This is a genomic window from Streptomyces sp. R28, from assembly GCF_041052385.1.
Classification (GTDB): domain Bacteria; phylum Actinomycetota; class Actinomycetes; order Streptomycetales; family Streptomycetaceae; genus Streptomyces.
This window is the reverse complement of sequence record NZ_CP163439.1, coordinates 6625020-6645760: the sequence shown is the minus strand read 5'-3', so window position 1 is coordinate 6645760 and position 20741 is coordinate 6625020. Positions and strand designations below refer to the sequence as shown.

Here is a 20741-nt window from a genome sequence, read left to right as displayed (position 1 = left end):
CGCGGACGTAACCCCTCGGTTACCGCTGCGCAGGGTGTTGCTGCAATCAGCTGGACTTGACCTTGATCTCGCCGCTGATGATCTTCTCCTTGGCCGTCTTGATGGCTTCCTGGACCTTGGCGTCGTCCGCGAACTTCGGGTTGGAGTTCGACAGGCCCACCTGGCCGGTCTTCAGATCGCCACGAACGATACCGGTCGCGGGCTTACCGTCCTCGACCGACTTCGCCAGGGTGTACACCGCCTTGGCGACGTCCTTCATCGCCGAGGTCAGGATGGAGTCCTTGTACTTGGCGAGAGCGGCCTGCTTGTACTGGTCGGAGTCGACACCGATCGCCCACACCTTGTTGGCGGCGGCGGCCTCGATGACACCCTGGCCGGAGAGACCTGCGGCCGCGTAAACGACGTCGGCCTTCTTCTCGATCTGGCCCTCGGCGGCCGACTTGCCCTTGTCCGGGCTGGCGAAGCCACCCTCCTCCGCGGTCTGCGTGAGGTACTGGGAGAGGACCTTGACCTTCGGGTCGGTGTCCTTGACGCCCTGCGCGAAGCCGGCCTGGAACTTGTGGATCAGCGGGATGTCCACACCGCCCACGAAGCCGACCGTGTTCGTCTTGGTGCTCATGGCGGCGGCGACACCGGCCAGGTACGAGGCCTCCTCCTCGGAGAAGACCAGGTCGGCCACGTTCTTCGACTCGACGGTGGAGTCGTCGACGATGCCGAAGGTGGTGTCGGGGAACTTCTCCGCGGCACCCTTCACGGCGGCGGCGTACGCGTAGCCGACACCGACGACCGGGTTGTAACCCTGCTTGGCCAGCGACACCAGTCGCTGCTCCTTGTCGGCGTCCGTCTCACCCTCGGTGGGCTCGACGTCGGCGGTGTCGTACTGGAACTCCTTCTTCGCCTGCTCCAGACCCGCGTACGCGGCATCGTTGAAGGACTGGTCGCCCTTGCCGCCGACGTCGTACGCGATGGCGAGGCCCTTGTCCCCCTTCGACTCGGACGACGAGGCCGAGGTCGAGGTGCCGCCACAGGCGGAGAGCGCGAGGGCCAGAGAGGCGGTCGCTGCGCCTGCGACCGTTATCCGGGAAATCCGGCGCATGTGTAGGTGCTCCTGTCGTACAAGCGCCGGACGGTACAGCTCGGGACAGCTTCACAGCTACGGCGCTGGCTTTCGTCGCAGATTAACGCGCGTAGACAAGCCTGAAAACCCCTTCTGTCCACCTTGTTATGCGCCCGTGGCCAACTCCACGCGAGGCCTTGACCAAGGGCTTGCCGACAGCAAACAGAGGGTGGCGGTGGGTGACATGGCGTCCGGCGACGCGGTCGGCAACGGCGGTCGGCGACGCGAAGCGGGCGGGCATCTTCCGATGCCCGCCCGCTTCCAGGGTGTACGACCGTGACTACTCGGTCTTGACCTTGATGGAGCCGTCGATGATGCCCGCCTTGGCCTTCGCCACGGCGTCGGAGAGGCCCGCGATCTTCGCGAACTCCGGGTTGGACTCGGCCAGGCCGACGCCGTTGACCTTCAGGTCGAAGGTCTGGGTGCCGGTCAGCGGCTTGTCGTCGTGGACGGACTTGGCGAGCGCGTAGACCGCACCGCCGACGTCCTTGAGGGCGGAGGTCAGGATGTAGTTCTTGTAGTTGGCGAGCGCCGCCTGCTTGTACTGGTCGGAGTCGACACCGATCGCCCAGACCTTGGCCTTCGCGGCGGCCTCGATGACGCCCTGACCGGACAGACCGGCCGCCTGGTAGACGACGTCGGCCTTCTTCTCGATCTGGCCCTCGGCGGCGGCCTTGCCCTTGTCGGGGCTGGAGAAGCCGCCCTCCTCGGCGGTCTGGGTCAGGTACTGGGAGATGACCTTGACCTTGCCGCCGCTGGTGTCCTGGACGCCCTGCTTGTAGCCGGCCTCGAACTTGTGGATCAGCGGGATGTCCACACCGCCCACGAAGCCGACGGTGTTGCTCTTGGTGGCCTTGGCGGCGGCGACGCCGGCCAGGTACGAGGACTGCTCCTCGGCGAAGACGAGGGAGGCGACGTTGTTGCCCTCGACCACGGAGTCGACGATGCCGAAGGTGGTGTCCGGGTACTTCTTGGCCACGGCCTCCATGGCGGGGCCGTAGGCGAAGCCGACGCCGACCACCGGGTTGTAGCCCTGGCGCGCCAGCGAGGCCAGCCGCTGCTCCTTGTCGGCGTCCGTCTCACCCTCGGTTGGCTCGACGTCGTCGGTCTTGTAGCCGAACTCCTTCTGGGCCTTCTGAAGGCCGGCGTACGCGGCGTCGTTGAAGGACTGGTCGCCCTTGCCGCCGATGTCGTACGCGAGGGCGAGGCCCTTGGTGCCGCTGCTGCTGTCGCTGTCGCCGCCGCTGTCGCTGCTGGTGCCACCGCACGCCGTGGCGGCGAGCGCGATCGACGCGACCCCCACCGCGACACGGGTCAGTTTGGATATCCGACGCATCGTGAAGTCCCCATTCTCCAAGCCCCGCAGTGGGTGCTGAGTTCGGCGCACATTAACGCGCGTAGACACTCCTGGGAACGGGGTTTCGTCTTGCCGTTATCCATTCGTGCCGATGGCCGGTTACGTCCTTGTGAACCACCGGATCGAAAGGTACGCATAGGGCAACTGCACCAGGGGTGCCTTCAACGCGATGGCGCTCGTGACCGTCCGTCATGGGCCCAGACTCTCCCCGCTGCGGGGCTGTCGCAAGCGGGGGGGGGCGTGACCGACGGTCACGATCGACGCCCTGCGATCCGCCCCGGCTACCTGACGGCGTCGAGAAGCGCAGCCGCCGTGAACATCTCCACCCCCACCGCGATGGCGGACTCGTCGACGTCGAAGTCCCCCTGGTGCAGGTCGCGCCCGATCCGGTCACCTGGCGTGCGCACGCCCAGGCGGGCCATGGCGCCCGGAACGTGCTCCAGGTACCAGGAGAAGTCCTCGCCCCCGAGGCTCTGCTCCGTGCCCTCGACGGAGTCGGGACCGAGCCGGGCGGTCATGGCGTCGCGCAGCAGCTCGGTGGCGGCCGGGTCGTTGACGACGGGCGGGACGCCTCGGACGTAGTTGATCTCCGACTTGGCGCGGTGGAGGTTGGCGACCTCGTCGATGGCGGCGACGACGAGGTCCGGCGCCTGCCGCCACGTGTCGAGGTCCAGGCAGCGCACGGTCCCGGAGAGCTCGGCGTGCTGCGGGATGACGTTGGGCGCGTGGCCGGACTCGACGCGGCCCCAGGTCACGGCGAGGCCGCTGCGGGCGTCGGCGCGCCGGGCGACCAGCGCGGGCACGTCGGTGACGACCCGGGCGGCGGCGGTGACCAGGTCGGTCGTCAGGTGAGGGCGGGCGGTGTGACCGCCGGGCCCGTCCAGGGCGATTTCGAGACGGTCGCAGGCGGACGTGATGGCACCCTGCCGCAGTCCGATCTTCCCGGCGTCCACCTTGGGGTCGCAGTGCACGGCGAGGATCCGCCCCACCCCCTCCAGCACCCCGCACTCGACGACGTCGGCGGCTCCTCCGGGGAGCACCTCCTCCGCGGGCTGGAAGATCAGGCGGACGGGGCGGGGCAGCTGCCCCTGCTCGAGCAGTCCGGCGAGCACCAGGCCGGCACCCAGGACCGCGGCCGTGTGGACGTCGTGACCGCAGGCGTGCGCCCGGTCCGGGACGGTCGAGCGGTACGCGCACTCACTCTTCGTGTCCGGGATGGGCAGCGCGTCGATGTCGGCGCGCAGGGCGAGCATGGGCCGCTCGCCGTCCCACTCCCCGATGTCACAGATGAGCCCGGTTCCGATGGCGAGCACGCGGGGCTGCAGGCCTGCCTTCTCCAGGCGGGCCTTGATCGCTGCGGTCGTACGGAACTCCTGGTTGCCGAGTTCCGGATGCATGTGCAAGTCACGCCGGAACTCGACGAGTTCGGCGCGGAGCGCCTCCGGCAGGGTGCCGGGAAGGGCGGCTTCCCCGGTGTGATCGGCCTCGGACTCTGGGGACATCAGTTGGTTCACCCTCTAAAGGGTAGGACGCTGGGGTGGCCAACTGCCCCTCGATCAACAAAAGTTCAACCCGTTTGGGGAAGAAAATCCGGCCGCCCGAAGCATAGGTATCGGTTTGGGTGGGTAAACTCGCGCTCCTTTCCGCCAAGTCGATCATGAAATCCACAGTACGGAGAGTGACGGAGCCTAACCTCCACTCCTCCACGCTTACCACGTCATGAACAGAACCGTCGGTTGTGTTCACCTGTCGGGACCGCACATCCCGGGTGAATGCCGGGACACACGTCCGCCGTACCCCTTGTCGATCGGACTCTCCGACCCGATTGAGTACGCCCTCCCGAAGTCCTTGCTGACGGCCGCGCTCGGCGGCGTCGTCGTCCTGGCCGGCTTCGGTGCGCGGAACGCCACCGCCGATCAGACCTCCGTCGTCAGCACCGTCGCGGCGAGCGACGACACCGCGGAGGTGCGGTTCCCCGAGATGGCGGACCTCATCTCCCAGAGCTGCGCCCCGGACGTCTCCGGCGGCGTCGATGACGTGGCATCGGCCTCCGTGGCCGAGACCCCGGCAGCTGAGCCGACCCCCGACTCCACCCTGCCCGGCGCATCAGCAGGGCGTTCTCGGGGACGGACACGGCCACGTACGAAGAGATGCGGGACAGGCTGGCGAGCCTGAAGTACCCGGCGGCGCGGGTCCACCGCATGCCGGACTTCTCGGGCGAGCCCGTGGCAAGGCTCGACCTGCGCGTGGGGGCCGAGCACCTGGCTCTGGAAGTCACCGACATCGACAGCGGCGTGCTGGTTCGGTCGTTCGGCGCTCCGCTGGGCGTGAGCGTGACCGAGGTACGGCTGAAGCCGCAGCTGGACACGCCCACATCCTGATCCTGAGCCTACTGTTCCGCCGTGATCACCCGCTGTACGGGAACTCCTCGCACCGCCCAGGTGAACCCCCGGACGCCCGCTCCGCACCCGCACTAGGGTGCGTCCGTGACCGACGTGCAGCCGGAATTCCTCCGATCCACCCGTACCTCGTACGACGCGATAGCCCCCGCCTACACGGAGCGCTTCTCCGACTGGCCGGCCGACAGCAATCCGCTGGACCGCTCCCTGGTTACCGCCTTCGCCGAGCTCGCATGCGACAACGCCCCGGCTCCCGTCGCCGATCTCGGCAGCGGACCGGGCTCCGTCACCGCCCACCTCCACGCCCTCGGTGTGCCGGTCTTCGGTGTCGACGTCTCGCCCCTGATGGTGGCCCTGGCCCGCCGCGCACACCCCGAACTGCGGTTCCATGTGGGCTCGATGACGGCTCTGGACCTCCCTGACCGGACGCTGGGCGGGATCGTCGCGCTGTACTCGATCATCCACATCCCGACCGAGCACCTCGGCGCCACGTTCGCCGAGTTCCACCGCGTCCTGGTCCCCGGCGGCCACGTACTCCTCGGGTTCCAGTCCGGCCGGCCCGACGGCGACGAGGAGCACCTCCACCTCGCGGAACGCTTCGGCCACGAGATCTCACTCGACTACTACTGGCGCACCCCGGACACGGTCGCCGTCCACCTGGCCGAGGCGGACCTCCCGGTCCAGGCCCGCGTCCTGCGCGAACCGGCCGGCGAGGAAAAGCGGCCACGCGCGTTCGTCCTGGCCCGCAGGCGGCCGTGATCTACGTAGCCAGTTCGCACCACGGCGCAGGCGGTTCGGGGTCGGCGTCCCAGGCCCCGAGCCGCAGCACACCGGCCGACCTACGGCCAAGTGATCACACAGCCGTAACCGCCGACAGCCGATGCACATCCCGCGCCGTCCCCGTGACCCCCGACAAGAACCCCTGCGCCCGCGGCGACGCGTTCGCCGTCAGCCAGGCCGGGTCGATGTCGCACACCGCGACCCGCACCTCCGTGCCGGTCAGCGCCAGCGGCAACGTATGCACAACCGTCGACGGGAAGCTCAGGATCGTCCGCCCGATCGGCCCGCGCCGGGCGATCAGCTCCAGCGGAAGGTCCGGGCGGACGATCTCCAGGCCGGTCTCCACCGCCAGCCGATGCAGCTTCTCCGCGCTTTCGCGGCGGTGGGCGAAGTAGCGGGTCGCCCCGTGCGTCTTGGCCAGGGAGCGGACGGCCTCCAGGTAACGGTCGCCGTCCACCACGCCCGTCTCGACCAACGACGTACCCACCATGTCCGAGCCCTTGGTGATGCGCGGCGGGCCGAACCGGTCGCGGGTCCAGGCGAAGGTGTTGGCGGTGACCGTCACGCCGTCCGGCGTCTCCTCCATCGGCATGGAGGAGAAGATCTCGACCGTACGGCGCTCGCTCGGCGTCAGCCGCTTGCGGGCCGCGGACGACACCGGCGCGAAGACCAGGTCACGAGGGCCGGGGCGGCCGCCCTTGCGGTGCCAGCGCACCAGGCGTTCGCCGCGGGCGAGCTGGGCGACGAACTCCATGGTCGCCGTGCCGTCGTCGACGACGACGATGTCGCGGGCCTTGGTGATGGTCAGCAGGAGTTGGACGTAGCGGGAGAACGGGTCGCCCAGGACCACCCGGTCGGCCCGGCGGAGCCGGCCGGCGAGGCCGCCGATCGTGTGGAAGGGAGCGGTCGCTCCGCCCCGCGCCTCCTCCCAGCGGACCTCGTGGCCGTCGTCCCGTGCCAGTTCGGCCATCCGGCGCAGCTGGCCACGGGTCATGGGGTCGATGGGGGACAGGACGACGAGGGTGAGTCCCGCACCCAGGGCGTGCTCGCGGGCGTGCGCCCACTCCAGCACGTTCAGGAGCTGTACCGGGCTCTCGACGAAGGCGAGAGTGTGGGGGCCGGTGTTCCCGGCGCGGTGGCTCATCGACGTACGACCGTCCCGTCGTAAGGCGCTCATGCGGCGCTCGTATTCAGCTCGTGTTGCTGGTGGTCAGGGAACTCGAACGGCGCCGAGTCCGAGCGCCCCGTACTCGGAGCGCTCGGACATCGGCGCGCGCGTTCGAACTCGGTGCGTTCCGGGTCAGACCGAGACCGGCTCGCCCGCCGCCGCGGCGATCTCCGCCTCGGCGACCACACCGGCGACGCGGCGCAGCTTCTTCATCGGGCCGAGCTCGGAGTCGTAGACCTTCTTGACGCCGTCACCGAGGGAGGCCTCGATGGTGCGGATGTCGCGGACGAGGCGCGTCAGGCCCTGCGGCTCGACCGAGGCGGCCTGGTCCGAACCCCACATCGCGCGGTCCAGGGTGATGTGGCGCTCGACGAAGACGGCGCCGAGGGCGACCGCGGCCAGCGTGGTCTGCAGACCCGTCTCGTGGCCGGAGTAGCCGATCGGGACGTTCGGGAACTCCTTCTCCAGGGTGTTGATCGCGCGGAGGTTGAGCTCCTCGGCCTTGGCCGGGTACGTCGAGGTGGCGTGGCACATGACGATGTTGTCGGAGCCGAGGACCTCGACCGCGTGGCGGATCTGCTTCGGCGTCGACATGCCGGTGGAGAGGATGACCGCGCGGCCGGTGCCACGCAGGGCCTGCAGCAGCTCGTCGTCGGTCAGGGAGGCGGAGGCCACCTTGTGGGCCGGGACGTCGAACTTCTCCAGGAAGGCGACGGCCTCGGTGTCCCACGGGGAGGCGAACCAGTCGATGTTCTTGCTCTTGCAGTACTCGTCGATCTGGCGGTACTCGTCCTCACCGAACTCCACGCGGTGGCGGTAGTCGATGTAGGTCATCCGGCCCCAGGGGGTGTCGCGCTCGATGTCCCACTGGTCGCGCGGGGTGCAGATCTCCGGGGTGCGCTTCTGGAACTTCACGGCGTCACAGCCGGCCTCGGCGGCCACGTCGATGAGCTTGAAGGCGTTCTCCAGCTCACCGTTGTGGTTGATGCCGATCTCGCCGCAGATGTAGACGGGCTTGCCCGGGCCGACTTCGCGCGAACCGAAGGAGCGGAGGCGGGAGTTGGTGCTCATGGCAGAGATGTCCTTACTTGGTGAGGGAATCGAGAGAGGGGCCGAGGATCCAGCTGGCGATCTCTCGGATCGCGCCGTCGCCACCGGAGGTGGTGGTGACCGCGCGTGCGGCGCCGCGCACGACGTCGTGGGCGCTGCCGACCGCCACGGGCCAGCCCACGAGGGCGAAGCACGGGAGGTCGTTGACGTCGTTGCCGACGTAGAGCACGCGCTCAGGCGCGATGCCCTGCTCCTCGCACCACTGCTTCAGTGCGAGGTCCTTGCGGTCGATGCCGTGCAGCACGGGAATCTGCAGCTTCCGTGCGCGGGCGGCGACGACCGGGTTCTGCTCCGTGGACAGGATCAGCATCTTCAGGGCGCTCTTGCGCAGCGCCGCGATGCCGAGGCCGTCTCCGCGGTGCACGGAGACGAACTCCTTTCCATCGGCATCGATCAGCACCCGGTCGTCGGTCTGGGTGCCGTCGAAGTCCAGTACGACCGCGTCGATCTCGTCGGCGGTCGGGAGGGCGCCGGGCCGGTCCGCGTCGAACAGCGGAGCCAGCGCGCGGGCGCGGGCCAGGTCGTGGGGATCGTCGATCTCCAGGACCCGGGCGGGGTCGGTGCGCACGAGTTCGGTGCGGCCGAAGAAGCGGTGCCTGTGCTCGCGGAAGCCGCGCGCGTCCATCGCGTAGGCGGCGCCGGTCTCCAGGAAGTCCTGGGGGCGGTCCTGGCGGCGCGGGCGGAAGGACTTGTCGTGGTTGATGCCGTAGCCGCCGCCGGATGTGGTGGTGCGGGTGGCGACGGTGTCCGTGCCGCCCTCGGCCGTCTGGCGCTCGGCGCGGACGGCCGCCGTGGGCTCGTCGTCGCCGTGGCGCCATACGAAGCCGTGGAAGGGCGCGACAGTCAGGGAGGTGTCGGCGCCGTTGGCGACGATCGCCTTGACCACGCCGTCGATGTCCTCGCGGACGATGAAGGGGCTGGTGCACTGCACGAGCAGCACCACGTCCACCGGCGAGCCGTGCAGCGCCTCGTGCGCGTCCATGGCGTGCAGTACGGCCGCCTCGGAGGTGGCGGTGTCGCCGGCGATGGCGGCGGGGCGCAGCACGACCTCGGCGCCGGCCTGGCGGGCGGCGGCCGCGATGCCCTGGTCGTCGGTGGAGACGACGACGTCCGTGACGAGCCTCGAAGCCCTGCACTCACGCACCGCACGCGCCACCAGCGGCACGCCGCCGACGGGCATGAGGTTCTTCGCGGGCACGCCCTTGGAGCCGCCGCGCGCGGGGATGACGGCGAGCACGCGCGGCACCGAAGTGCCTTGACCTGCTTCCGGGTGGGACATGGGATCTGCTCCTTGACGTCCTTGACGTGGGGTCTGGCGGCTCACAGCTCGCCCATCCGCCGGATGACCGGTGCCACGCGCTGCACGCCGTGGCGGTAGGCGCCGCGCGCCGCCCGGCGCACTATCTGGCGGACCGGGCCGGGCTCCTTGTCGTGGGCGGGGGCGCCGGGCAGCGGGCTGCCGTCGGGGCCGAGGTGGTGGCGGGCGAGGATGCCGGGCAGATAGCCGGGCGCGGTGGCCGGCGTGTAGTACGGCGTGAGGGCGGGCAGGCCGCCGGGCCGCCGAAGCAGCTTGGCGATGCGCTCGCGGGCCGCGTCGAAGGCGGTGGCGTACAAGCCGTCGGCACAGACGCCCTGCCGGGACACCCACTCCTCGTCGGGAGTCGGGCGGTGTCCGTCGTCCAGCTGGTCCCAGGAGGCGAGGCAGCCGGAGCCCACGAAGTGGTGGTTGCCGAGCACCTCGCGCACGCCGAGGTCGGTGAGGACGACGGTGGGGATACGGCGGTGCAGCGACTCCAGCGCCGCCGTGGAGCTGATCGTGACCAGCAGGTCGGTGCGGTCGAGGACCTCGCCCATGTTCCCGTACACCAGACGGAAGTTGGCGGGCGGTTCGAGTCCCTGCACCAGCTTCTGGTACGGCAACTCCTCGATGTGCGTGGTGTGTTCGCCCGGCTTGGAGCGCAGCTTGAGCAGTACCTCGCGCTCGGGGTGCTTGCGGGCGTGCTGGATCAGGCGGTTCAGCAGGTACGTACGGTCCCTGCGGTTGTCCGGCACCGAGGGCTGGGCCGCGAAGACGACCGTGTACGGGTCGTGCTCGCCGGCGTAGGGCTCCCCGCCGAGGAACGGCAGCGCCACCTCGGTCACCGCCGACGAGTCGGCGCCGACCCCGTCGTACACCGTGCGGAACCGCTCGGCGTCCTGGCGGGAGTTGGCGAGGACGAGGTCCGCGCCGTGCCGCAGCAGCAGGCCGTCGGCGAGCTTCTCGTAGACGACGCCGACATAGCCGGTGACGACCACGGGCCGCTGCGCCTGCCCCTCCCAGACCCGCTTCAGGCCGTGCAGCACGGCCTGGACGCCCCCGCCGACGAGGGAGAGGACCAGGACGTCGTACGACTCCTGCGCCATGGTGCGCAGGAACTCGACGGCGGTCACCTCACGCAGGGAGTCGGCGTGGACGCCGACCTCCTGGAGCTGGCGGGGGGTCGGGGTGGCGCGGCCGCGCAGGAGATATCCGTCCAGGCGGATGTCCGAATCCTCCGGGGCGATACGGTTCGCGGTGAGCGCGCCCCATTTCCACCGGGTATCGGAATCCGCGAGTACGGCAACTCGTCGGGTCTTCGTCGCACTTGCTGGCACGTCGAAGACGCTAGGAAGCGATTCCGAGGTTCTGCCCAACCCAAATGCAACAAACGGTTAACAGCACACCGACGAACGGCGAATCGAGGCCGGAAGCCGTTGAAAAAAAGCCTGGTTCACTGCATCGCCACGCGTCGTTCACCTGACATCAAGCTCCGGGTAAAGACGGGTGCCGGACCGCCCCCTAACGTCCTTCGCGTGGTCAAGCTCTCGGTCATCGTGCCGTTCTACAACGTGCAGCAATACGCGCCAGACACCCTGAAGAGCCTGCGTGCGAACACACGCGAGGACTTCGAGTTCATCCTCGTCGACGACTGCTCGACCGACGGGACACCGGACCTTCTCGCGCGCGCGGAGCGTGAGCTGCCGGGCGCGGTGGTCGTCAGACACGAGCAGAACGGAGGGCTGGCCACCGCGCGGAACACGGGCATAGACAAGGCGCGCGGCGAGTATCTGACGTTCCTGGACGGGGACGACTGGCTGGCACCCGACTATTTCCCCCAACTCCTCGCAGCCATCGAGGAGTTGGGCTGCGACTTCGTGCGCACCGACCATGTGCAGTGCACCGGGCGGGCGCGCAGCATCCACCGGGTGCCGCACGGCCGGCGCTGGACGGTGATGGACCCGCGGGAGGCGATCCTGCCCGCCGACCGGTCGACGTCCGTGGACTACGCGTACGCATGGGCGGGCATCTACCACCGCCGTCTCGTCGACCGCGGGGTGCTGCACTTCACCCACGGGCTGCGCACGGCCGAGGACCGGCCGTGGATCTGGAAACTGCACCGGGAGGCGGAATCCTTCGCCGCGGTGGGACTGCTGGGCGTCTACTACCGGCGCGGCGTGGCGTCCTCACTCACCCAGATCGGTGACGTCCGGCAGCTGGATTTCATTCGTGCGTTCGACCAGGTAATCGAGGAAACTGCGGCTGACCCCGAGGCCGATAAACTGCTTCCGAAAGCCGTGCGCACTTATTGCGCGATCATGGCTCATCATCTCGGCCACATCGAGAGGTTCGAACCCGCCGTGGCTCGAAAACTGCGCTCGATGAGCGCCGCCGCCCTGAAAAGGATGCCGCAGGACGTGCTCGCGGAGGTAATGGACTCGATGGACGCGCAGCGAGCCGCCCGGTTGCGGCGGGTGCGCCGCAGGGCGGTCGGAGCACGGACGGTGGCCGCCTGATGCCTCGCACCACGCAGATCTTCTGCGCCTCGACGCTGTACGGCGCCGCGACCCTGGCCGCCGCCCTGGACGCCGGGCTCTTCGAACCGGCCGACCGCCGGCTGCTGCTGGTCACCAACAACGCGACCAACCCGGAGATCACCCCGTCCGTCGACGCGATGCCGGGCTTCGACCGGCTGCGGGAGCGTTTCGACGAGGTGCTGTCCTGGAACGCGACCATCGCGCCGTTCCACCCCAGCGGCTGGTCGCCCCGCGCGGACGACATCCCCATGTGGGAGCGGTACGTACGGCTGCTGTGGAACCTCGGCGACGACGAGGTGCAGCTTGCCGTCGAGTCCGTCCAGGTCAATCCGGCCCTCGCACTGTGCCAGCTGTTCACCGGCGCCCCCGTCGACGTCTACGCCGACGGCCTCATAAGCTACGGCCCCACGCGCGACAAGATCGACCCGCTGGTCGGCACCCGCATCGGGCGCCTGCTGCACCTCGATCTCGTCCCGGGCCTCACCCCGCTGCTGCTCACCGAGTTCGGCGTGCCGACCGAACTGGTGCCGTCCGAGGCGTTCCTGAAGGTGCTCGGCGAACTGGCCGAGGCCGAAGGCGAGGGCGAGGGCGAGTTGACCGCTCCCGCCGCAACAACCGAGGCGGCCACCGCCACGGCCACCGATGACCGGCCGGCCCTGCTGCTCGGCCAGTACCTCTCCGCGCTCGGCATCCTCACCGACGCCGAGGAGGAGGACCTGCACCGGCAGATGGTGCGCGGCGCCGTCGCGCTCGGCCACCGCAGGCTGGTGTTCAAGCCGCACCCCGTCGCCCCGGCCCGCTGGTCGAGGCTCCTGGAGGACGAGGCGGAGAAGCTGGGCGCCGAACTCACCCTCCTGGACCGGCCCGTACTCGCCGAGGTGTCCTTCCAGCGGCTGCGGCCCGCCCTCGTCGTCGGCTGCTTCTCGACCGCGCTGCTCACGGCCGCCGGTCTGTACGGCATCCCGGTCGCGCGGGTCGGCACCGACACCCTGCTGGCCCGGCTCGCGCCCTACCAGAACAGCAACCGCGTCCCGCTGACCATCGTCGACGCCCTGCTGCCCGACATCGCGGACGCCGCCGCGGTCAGCGGCTGGGCGATGCCCGCGCGCGAGCGGGTGGACGAACTGACCGCGCTGCTCAAGGCGGTCGGGTTCGCGATGCAGCCGAAGATCTACCCGGGGCTGCGCGGCGCGGCCGAGACCTACCTCTCCCGGCACCTCAACCCGCACACCTGGCGGTACTTCAAGCGCAAGCGCCTGACCTCGCTGGCCCTGCCGGGCGCCGTACCGGCCCAGCTCTCCTTCATCCCGCGCAACGCGACCGTACGCCGACTGGCGCGCCGGGCGCGGGCGCTGAAGCAGGTGGCCGGCCGGAGGTAACCGACAAAGGGCGGTCGTTCATCCGTGTGACACCTTCGCGCTCCCTGAGCGTCAGCCGTCACTCACCTTTCACCCGTCCGAGGGACATAGCGTTCGGTCGTCGTATGAAATGGCACCGTCCGTCGCGTACGACTGAACGCACCTCGAGACTCCCGGAGAAGGGCCCCAGGATGAGCGCGGCTGACCAGGCCACGGCACCGCCGACACCGCTGACACCCCCGGCACCCCGGCTGAACCAGGTCCTCGCCGAGCGGCCGCCCGTCCGGCCCCGTGGCGAGAGCCGGCTCCGCGCCCTGGACGGCCTGCGGCTCATGGCCGCGCTGATGGTGTGCATGTACCACTTCACCGGTAAGAACGGCGAAGTCGCCAACTCCTGGCACCAGTCCCCCGGGGACATGTTCCCGACGCTGTCGCAGCTGTCCACCTACGGCAGCCTGGGCGTGCAGTTCTTCTTCGTCATCAGCGGCTTCGTGATCTGCATGAGCAGCTGGGGCCGCAGTCTCGGCGACTTCTTCCGCTCGCGGATCTCCCGCCTCTACCCGGCGTACTGGGTGGCCATCGTCATGGTCACCGGCGCGGCGGTGCTGCTGCCGGTCGTCGTCCACCCGGTCCGCCCGGACGAGCTCCTGGTCAACCTCACGATGATGCAGCAGCCGCTGGGCGTGCCGCGGGTCCTGGGTGTGTGCTGGACGCTCTGGGTGGAGCTGAAGTTCTACGTGCTCTTCGCCCTGTTCGTGATCTGGAAGGGCGTCACCTACCGCCGTGTGGTCACCTTCTGCATCCTGTGGACGCTCGCCAGTGCCTTCGCCCGGGTCGCCGACAACCCGCTGACCGACGAGCTGGTCATGCGCGACCACGCCCCGTTCTTCATCGGCGGCCTCGCCCTGTACCTGATCCACCGCTTCGGCAGCGACCTGCTGCTGTGGGGGATCGTGGGCATGTCCTTCCTGCTGGGCCAGCGCTACTCGGTCATGGCGCTGTGGCACCCCGGGGCGCAGGGCGAGTTCCACCGCTCCCCGTACGTCATCCAGGCCATCGTCTTCTGCGCCTTCGCCGCCGTCGCGGTGGTGGCGCTGGGCTGGACGAGCTGGGCCAACTGGCGCTGGCTGACGGTGGCGGGGGCGCTGACGTACCCCTTCTACCTGATCCACGAGCACCTGGGCTGGTTCTTCATCCGGGTGCTGCACCGGGGCCTCGGCCTTGGCTCCTACCCGACGCTGGCCCTGTCCGTGCTGAGCCTGCTGGGGCTGGCCTGGCTGATGCACCGGTTCGTGGAGAAGCCGTTCGGGCCGAAGCTGAAGCGGAAGTTGGTCCTGCCGACGCGGTGACGCCGGCCGAGCGGCACAGCGGTTGTCGAGCGACACAGCAGTTGGGGCGCCCCCGGGGGGCGCCCCAACTCGCTTTCCGCGTACGTTACTTCCGCGTCGTCTGCCGCAGCTGCCGCACGGCCTTGCGGACCGCCGGGTGCCGGCGCAGCGCCTCCGCGCGGACCGGGCTGCCGCCGGGGAGGCGGAGGCTGGTGAGGCGGCGGCGCTTGAAGTAGCGCTGGTAGCGGTCCAGGTTGGCGGTGAGCCAGGCGGCCACCTCGTCGCGCGAACCGTGGTGCTTGCGGGACTGCATGCAGTAGCCGACGCTGCGCACCAGCGGGGCAACTCCCTCGGCCATCCCGGCGAGTTCGAGCTGCGAGCCGAGCTCGGCGTGCTCCGCGTCGGGCAGGGCCGCGTCGATGATGGTCAGCGGGATGCGGTTGCTGTTCTCGTACGGCGTGATGCGTTCGAGGAGCAGGTCCGTGCCGACGCGGGCGACGGGGATGCCGTAGAAGGCGGCGGCGGTCATCAGCGCGGTCGAGAAGCAGCCGATGACGAGCTTGGGCTTCAGGAAGGCGAAGACGGTCTCGGCGAGGACGGGCTCGTTCAGCACCGTGAGCCTGACGCCGAGTTCGTCGGCGACCGCCTCCAGGGACTCGTTGAAGACGGCGGGTGCGCTCGGGTGCGGCTTGAACAGCACGTCCTGGTGACCGGCCCGGGCGGCGGCGCGCAGCATGCGGACGTGCAGCTGCTCCTCCTCGTCCTGGGTGATCAGGTCGATGGCCGAGAGGTACTGGCCGAGGAGCACGGCGGTGGGCGGGTTGTCGGCCGGGAGGCGCTCGGCGAGGATGCCGGCGCCGGACTCGCCGATCTGCGCGAGGACGTCGACGATCGCGTCGTTCGGGACGGCCTCGGGCCTGACGCCGTACTCGGCCAGGAGCATGGGCGTAAGGCCCGGCACCAGATCCAGGTGGAGGACGCGCTTGATGCGGCTGCTCATGCCGTGCGGGATGCGGTTGCGGGTGGGGCCGTAGCTCATCAGGCCGTCCGCGTACACATGGATCGGGCTGTCCGCGAAGATGTCCGCGACCGCGCGCGAGGGGTTGGCCTGGATGGACTCACAGGCGATCTCGACGGGCTCGTCGCCCAGGTTCCAGGCGAGGCGTACGGCCTTCTCCCACAGCAGGGTGTCCTGACCCCGGGGCGACCAGCCGGCCGGGTGGTGCGGGGAGATGAACTCGTTCCAGGAGCGCACCTCGTCGAACTCGGGGCGCAGCTTCTCGAAGCCGGCCATCTTGTCCAGCGGGGTGCCGACCTCGGGGATCGCAGCGGTGTTGCTGACGACGAGGATGCGGCGCACACCCTCGCGCGGGCCGAACTGGCCGGCCCGGATGGCGGCGGTGACGGTCGCGGCCGCGTACTGCGTGGCCGAGAAGAAGATCTGGATCATGCCGCCACTCCCTTCATGCCACCCCGTATCCGGCGCAGCATGTACACGCGCTCCTCGCCCATCCCGACGAGCGCCTCTTCCAGCTCGTCCTCCGACATCCGGCCCAGCGCCTCGGCGGCCATCTGCTTCAGCTTGGCCGCGATGCTGCGCTCGAACCGGCCCCGGCTGAGCAGCTGGTGGGCGATGACGACGCAGTAGTTGCGCAGCGCCTTCTTGCGCAGCCTGCCCACCTCGGGGTCGTCGGCGAGCTCGGCGAGGACGAGGTCGAAGGAGCGGAAGAAGTCCAGCTGGCGCACGTCGCCGATCTGGGTCAGCGAACTGGCCACGCCCCGGCGGTAGAAGACCCCGCGCAGGCTGGCGACGGCGTAGGACTCGGCCCTGCGGTGCAGGTCCCAGATCCAGGGGCGGTCCTCGGCGGTCTTCAGTCCGTCGTGGAAACGGAGCATGCCCCGGTCGAGGAGGCGGCGGTGGTAGACGCCGGCCCAGGCGTACGGGTAGTCGACCATGGTCGTGTCGTCGACGGGGAGGATCGAGGTGCGCGGGTCCAGCGGGGTGTGCCGCCGCCCCTCGGGCGCCCGGTGGACGGTCCGCTCGATGCCGGTGACCTGCACGTGGTCGGTCCGTACGAAGTCGACGTCGAACCGCTCGATGGCGTTCACCAGATCCGCGAGATAGCCCGGCGCCAGCCAGTCGTCACCGTCGAGGAAGGTGAGGTAGCGGCCTTCCGAGGCGTCGATTCCGGTGTTGCGCGCGGTGGCCAGTCCGCCGTTGCGCTCGTGCCGTATCACCCGGCTGTTCCTGAGTCTCTTCGTCAGCGTCAGCAGCGCTTCGTACGTCTTGTCCTTGGTGGACCTGTCCTCGACGAAGATGAACTCGAAGTCGTCCCGTTCGTTGTTGACCAGACTGGTCACCGTCTCCGGTACGTACGACTCGATGTTGTAGCACGGGACGATCACGGACAGTGTCGGGGGGCGGTTGGTCACGCGTACACCTGGGCTCTCTCCGGGGCGAATCCCTGCGACCGTAGGAGATGTTCGACGCCGCACATCAACTCCCTGCCAACTTCCAGGTGAACGAAAGGTAACGGTCACCTGATCCCGTACCGCGCCCCGATCCCGGCGATCACCACCGCCAGCCCTTCCTCGAAGTGAGCCTCGTAGTCGGTGAAGATCTCCGCGCCGGCCTGGGCCGACAGCGGGAAGTCGGCCAGCAGCCGGGCGCGTTCGTCCACGTCGTACCCCTCGCGCCGCTCCCCCGCCACGGGCTCGACGCCCTGCTCCTCCGTGACGAAGCCGAGGGTGTAGAGATACGTCGTCGAGGTCGCCCGGACCGCCTGGGCGAGGGTGAAGCCGGCGGTCGTGAACAGGCGCAGGTTGTCCTCCATCTGTTCGGCGTGCTCGATGCCGGTGAAGCGTGAGCCGCTGAAGACCTTCGCGCCGTCGCGGTAGCCGAGCAGCGCCGCGCGCAGTCCGCGGTTGGACTTCAGCAGCCGTTCCTGCCAGGTGTCGGCGGGGCCGAGGGGCGTCCCGGCGACCATCCGCCGGTACATCTCGGTCGCCATCTCGTCGAGCAGCGCCTGTTTGTCCTTGAAGTGCCAGTACAGGGCCGGTGCCTTCACATCCAGCTCCTTGGCGATGGCGCGCAGGGTCAGGCCGTCCAGACCGACCCCGTTCAGGAGCTTGAGGGCGGTGTCCGCGACGCGTGCGCGGTCGAGGGGCGCTCGGCGTTCCGTAGTCACGCTTGACAGCTTAACGGTGTTAAGGCCACGCTGGCACCCCAGGGAACTTAACAGCGTTAAGGAGAATCGATCATGGCTGTACGGACCGATGTACTGATCGTGGGCGCGGGCCCCACCGGCCTCACCCTCGGCATCGACCTCGCGCGGCGCGGAGTGGACGCGCTGGTCGTGGAGCGGGCGGAGAGGCTCTTCCCCGGATCGCGCGGCAAGGGGATCCAGCCCCGCACGAGGGAGGTCTTCGACGACCTGGGCGTGCTCGACGCGATCCACGCGGCGGGCGGCAGCTACCCGGTCGGGGTGATCTGGCAGGACGGTGAGCGGGTCGGCGAGCACCGGATGTTCGACCCGGCGGAGGTGACGGAGGACTCGCCGTACACCGAGCCGTGGATGGTGCCGCAGTGGCGGACGCAGGAGATCCTGTTCGGCCGGCTGGAGGAGCTGGGCGGGAAGGTCGCCTTCGGCCGGGAGGTCGTCGGGGTGACGCAGGACGCGCAGGGTGTGACCGCGCACTTCGCGGACGGCGAGAGCGTCCGTGCGCGGTACGTCGTCGCCGCCGACGGTGGCCGTTCGGTGCTGCGGCGGGCTCTCGGCATCGGCATGACCGGGGAGAGCGTCGACCCGAGCCCGATCCTGGTGGCGGACGTCAGGATCAAGGGCCTGGACCGCGACAACTGGCACATCTTCCCGCCGCGCGGCGAGGGCGAAGGCTTCCTGTCCATCTGCCCGCTCGCGGGTACGGAGGACTTCCAGGTCGTGGCCCAGTTCACGGAGGGCACGTCGGTGGACGTCTCCCTGGAAGGTGTGCGCAAGGTCGTCGCCGCCCGGTCCCACCTCGCCCCCGAGGACGTGACCGAGGTGCGCTGGGCCTCGGACTTCCGGCCGCGGGCGGCGCTGGCGGACCGGTTCCGGGACGGGCGGGTCTTCCTCACGGGGGACGCCGCGCATGTCCATTCACCGGCCGGGGGGCAGGGGCTCAACACCAGCGTGCAGGACGCCTACAACCTGGGGTGGAAGTTGGGGGCGGTGCTGCGGGACGGGGTGGACGAGGCTCTGCTGGACACGTACGAGGAGGAGCGGCGGCCCGTCGCGGCGGACATGCTGGGGCTGTCGACGAGCGTGCACCGGGGTGAGGTGCGGCGCGGGGAGGCCACGCGTCAACTGGGGCTCGGTTACCGGGAGTCGAGCCTGACGGAGGAGACGCGGGAGGTGCCGGGGGCGGTGCGGGCCGGGGATCGGGCGCCGGACGGGGTGATGGACGGCGTACGGCTGTTTGACGCCTTCCGGGGGCCGCACTGGACGGTGGTGGCGGTGGGCGTGGCGGCGCCGCAGGTGCCGGGGGCGGTGCGGGTGGTGCGAGGGGAGGCGCAGGAGTCGTACGGCAGCGGGGTGTTTCTCGTACGGCCGGACGGTTACGTGGGGTGGGCAGGCCACCAGGCAGCCGGGCTTACGGACTACCTGGGGCGCTTCGGAATGCCGCAGTAACCACCCGGCTCAGAACGCATCGCTCGGCACGTAAGTGCCCCAAACCCCCCGAAGCGCGTTGCACACCTCCCCCACGGTCGCCCGTGCCCGCAACGCCTCCTTCATCGGGTACAGCACGTTGTCCTCCCCCTCGGCCGCCTTCTTCAGCGCGGCCAGCGCCGAGTCCACCGCCGCCTGGTCGCGCTCCGCACGCAGCTTCGCGAGCCGTTCCGCCTGCTGGGCCTCGATGGCCGGGTCGACGCGGAGCGGCTCGTAGGGCTCCTCCTCGTCCAGCTGGAAGCGGTTGACGCCGACGACGACCCGCTCGCCGGCGTCCGTCTCCTGGGCGATCCGGTACGCGCTGCGCTCGATCTCGTTCTTCTGGAACCCGTGCTCGATGGCCGACACCGCGCCGCCGAGGTCCTCGACCTTCCGCATCAGCTCGACGGCCGCCGCCTCCACGTCGTCGGTCATCTTCTCGACGACATACGAGCCCGCGAAGGGGTCGACCGTCGCCGTCACGTCCGTCTCGTACGCGAGGACCTGCTGCGTACGCAGGGCCAGGCGGGCCGACTTGTCCGTCGGCAGCGCGATCGCCTCGTCGAAGGAGTTGGTGTGCAGGGACTGGGTGCCGCCGAGAACCGCCGCCAGGCCCTGCACCGCGACCCGGACCAGGTTCACCTCCGGCTGCTGGGCCGTCAGCTGCACGCCCGCCGTCTGCGTGTGGAAGCGCAGCATCAGCGACTTGGGGTTCCTCGCGCCGAACTCGTCCCGCATCACGCGGGCCCAGATCCTGCGCGCCGCACGGAACTTGGCTACCTCTTCGAGGATGGTCGTACGGGCCACGAAGAAGAAGGACAGGCGGGGCGCGAAGTCGTCGACGTCCATGCCCGCCGCCACCGCCGTACGCACGTACTCGATGCCGTCGGCGAGCGTGAACGCGATCTCCTGCGCGGGCGACGCGCCGGCCTCCGCCATGTGGTACCCGGAGATCGAGATCGTGTTCCACTTCGGGATCTCGGCCCTGCAGTACTTGAAGATGTCGGCGATCAGGCGCAGGGAGGGCTTCGGCGGGAAGATGTACGTCCCGCGCGCGATGTACTCCTTCAGCACGTCGTTCTGGATCGTGCCGGTGAGCTGGTCCGCGCCGACCCCCTGCTCCTCCGCCACCAGCTGGTACAGGAGCAGCAGCAGCGCCGCGGGGGCGTTGATCGTCATCGACGTCGACACCTTGTCCAGCGGGATCCCGCCGAACAGCACCCGCATGTCGTCGATCGAGTCGATCGCCACCCCCACCTTGCCGACCTCGCCGTGCGCGATCGGCGCGTCGGAGTCATGGCCCATCTGGGTGGGCAGGTCGAACGCGACCGACAGGCCCATCGTGCCGTTGGCGATCAGCTGCTTGTAGCGGGCGTTGGACTCGGTCGCCGTGCCGAAGCCGGCGTACTGGCGCATCGTCCAGGGACGGCCCGTGTACATCGACGGGTACACGCCACGGGTGAAGGGGTACGACCCCGGCTCGCCCAGCTTCTCGGCCGCATCCCAGCCGTTCAGCGCGTCCGGCCCGTAGACCGGCTCGATGGGCAGTCCGGACTCCGACTCGCGCGCCATCGTGTGTGCCTCCGTATCACTGTGGTTGTT

Annotated in this window: 18 protein-coding genes; 7 read left to right on the top strand and 11 right to left on the bottom strand. The window is 69.7% G+C overall.

The window, feature by feature from the left end:
- Positions 1 to 46: 46 nt before the first annotated feature.
- The 3 genes from AB5J49_RS29905 to AB5J49_RS29895 form a co-directional block, all read right to left on the bottom strand.
- Complete coding sequence (locus AB5J49_RS29905) at positions 47 to 1096, bottom strand: BMP family protein (protein WP_369171949.1); 1050 nt, start codon at positions 1094 to 1096, stop codon at positions 47 to 49.
- A 301-nt stretch (positions 1097 to 1397) separates the two neighbouring features.
- Positions 1398 to 2453, bottom strand: a complete 1056-nt coding sequence (locus AB5J49_RS29900; RefSeq protein WP_369171947.1) for a BMP family protein — start codon at positions 2451 to 2453, stop codon at positions 1398 to 1400.
- Positions 2454 to 2755: 302 nt separating this feature from the next.
- Positions 2756 to 3976: a M20 family metallopeptidase gene (locus tag AB5J49_RS29895; protein WP_369171946.1), complete on the bottom strand. Its 1221-nt coding sequence runs from the start codon at positions 3974 to 3976 to the stop codon at positions 2756 to 2758.
- Between the two features lie 298 nt (positions 3977 to 4274).
- Between AB5J49_RS29895 and AB5J49_RS29890 the strand changes: the two genes are divergently transcribed.
- From AB5J49_RS29890 to AB5J49_RS29880, 3 genes are all read left to right on the top strand, one after another.
- Positions 4275 to 4649, top strand: coding sequence for a hypothetical protein (locus AB5J49_RS29890; protein ID WP_369171944.1), 375 nt, complete (start codon positions 4275 to 4277; stop codon positions 4647 to 4649).
- Positions 4625 to 4855: a hypothetical protein gene (locus AB5J49_RS29885; protein WP_369171943.1), complete on the top strand. Its 231-nt coding sequence runs from the start codon at positions 4625 to 4627 to the stop codon at positions 4853 to 4855. The genes AB5J49_RS29890 and AB5J49_RS29885 overlap by 25 nt, the downstream gene beginning before the upstream one ends.
- 105 nt (positions 4856 to 4960) lie before the next feature.
- Entirely contained in the window at positions 4961 to 5632 is a 672-nt protein-coding gene (locus tag AB5J49_RS29880; RefSeq protein WP_369171942.1) for a class I SAM-dependent methyltransferase, read from the top strand.
- Between the two features lie 94 nt (positions 5633 to 5726).
- Here AB5J49_RS29880 and AB5J49_RS29875 read toward each other — a convergent pair whose 3' ends face one another.
- The 4 genes from AB5J49_RS29875 to AB5J49_RS29860 all read right to left on the bottom strand — a co-directional run bounded on the left by AB5J49_RS29875 (position 5727) and on the right by AB5J49_RS29860 (position 10565).
- Positions 5727 to 6797: a hypothetical protein gene (locus AB5J49_RS29875; RefSeq protein WP_369175309.1), complete on the bottom strand. Its 1071-nt coding sequence runs from the start codon at positions 6795 to 6797 to the stop codon at positions 5727 to 5729.
- A 156-nt stretch (positions 6798 to 6953) separates the two neighbouring features.
- On the bottom strand, positions 6954 to 7892 hold the full coding sequence (locus AB5J49_RS29870; protein WP_369171941.1) for an N-acetylneuraminate synthase family protein: 939 nt from the start codon (positions 7890 to 7892) through the stop codon (positions 6954 to 6956).
- Positions 7893 to 7905: 13 nt separating this feature from the next.
- Complete coding sequence (locus AB5J49_RS29865; protein WP_369171940.1) at positions 7906 to 9210, bottom strand: HAD hydrolase family protein; 1305 nt, start codon at positions 9208 to 9210, stop codon at positions 7906 to 7908.
- Positions 9211 to 9251: 41 nt separating this feature from the next.
- Positions 9252 to 10565, bottom strand: coding sequence for a DUF6716 putative glycosyltransferase (locus AB5J49_RS29860; RefSeq protein ID WP_369171939.1), 1314 nt, complete (start codon positions 10563 to 10565; stop codon positions 9252 to 9254).
- A 198-nt stretch (positions 10566 to 10763) separates the two neighbouring features.
- Here AB5J49_RS29860 and AB5J49_RS29855 point away from each other — a divergent pair, with 198 nt between their 5' ends.
- The 3 genes from AB5J49_RS29855 to AB5J49_RS29845 all read left to right on the top strand — a co-directional run bounded on the left by AB5J49_RS29855 (position 10764) and on the right by AB5J49_RS29845 (position 14472).
- A complete protein-coding gene (locus tag AB5J49_RS29855; RefSeq protein ID WP_369175308.1) occupies positions 10764 to 11744 on the top strand; it encodes a glycosyltransferase family 2 protein in 981 nt (326 codons plus the stop codon).
- Positions 11744 to 13144, top strand: coding sequence for a polysialyltransferase family glycosyltransferase (locus tag AB5J49_RS29850; protein WP_369171938.1), 1401 nt, complete (start codon positions 11744 to 11746; stop codon positions 13142 to 13144). The genes AB5J49_RS29855 and AB5J49_RS29850 overlap by 1 nt, the downstream gene beginning before the upstream one ends.
- A 170-nt stretch (positions 13145 to 13314) precedes the next feature.
- On the top strand, positions 13315 to 14472 hold the full coding sequence (locus tag AB5J49_RS29845; RefSeq protein ID WP_369171937.1) for an acyltransferase family protein: 1158 nt from the start codon (positions 13315 to 13317) through the stop codon (positions 14470 to 14472).
- Positions 14473 to 14557: 85 nt separating this feature from the next.
- On the opposite strand, the gene AB5J49_RS29840 is transcribed toward AB5J49_RS29845, so the two are convergent.
- From AB5J49_RS29840 to AB5J49_RS29830, 3 genes are all read right to left on the bottom strand, one after another.
- Entirely contained in the window at positions 14558 to 15901 is a 1344-nt protein-coding gene (locus AB5J49_RS29840) for an alpha-2,8-polysialyltransferase family protein (RefSeq protein WP_369171936.1), read from the bottom strand.
- Positions 15898 to 16884: a glycosyltransferase family 2 protein gene (locus AB5J49_RS29835; RefSeq protein ID WP_369171935.1), complete on the bottom strand. Its 987-nt coding sequence runs from the start codon at positions 16882 to 16884 to the stop codon at positions 15898 to 15900. Before AB5J49_RS29835 ends, AB5J49_RS29840 begins: the two co-directional genes overlap by 4 nt.
- 104 nt (positions 16885 to 16988) lie before the next feature.
- The gene (locus AB5J49_RS29830; protein WP_369171934.1) at positions 16989 to 17639 is read right to left on the bottom strand and encodes a TetR/AcrR family transcriptional regulator C-terminal domain-containing protein; all 651 of its coding nucleotides are present in this window, start codon (positions 17637 to 17639) and stop codon (positions 16989 to 16991) included.
- A 72-nt stretch (positions 17640 to 17711) separates the two neighbouring features.
- Between AB5J49_RS29830 and AB5J49_RS29825 the strand changes: the two genes are divergently transcribed.
- Positions 17712 to 19121: an FAD-dependent oxidoreductase gene (locus AB5J49_RS29825; protein WP_369171933.1), complete on the top strand. Its 1410-nt coding sequence runs from the start codon at positions 17712 to 17714 to the stop codon at positions 19119 to 19121.
- A 9-nt stretch (positions 19122 to 19130) separates the two neighbouring features.
- Here the strand turns inward: AB5J49_RS29825 and AB5J49_RS29820 are convergent, their stop codons facing one another.
- Positions 19131 to 20711 (bottom strand): methylmalonyl-CoA mutase, encoded by a 1581-nt coding sequence (locus AB5J49_RS29820; RefSeq protein WP_369171932.1) that lies wholly within the window; start codon positions 20709 to 20711, stop codon positions 19131 to 19133.
- Positions 20712 to 20741: the final 30 nt, after the last annotated feature.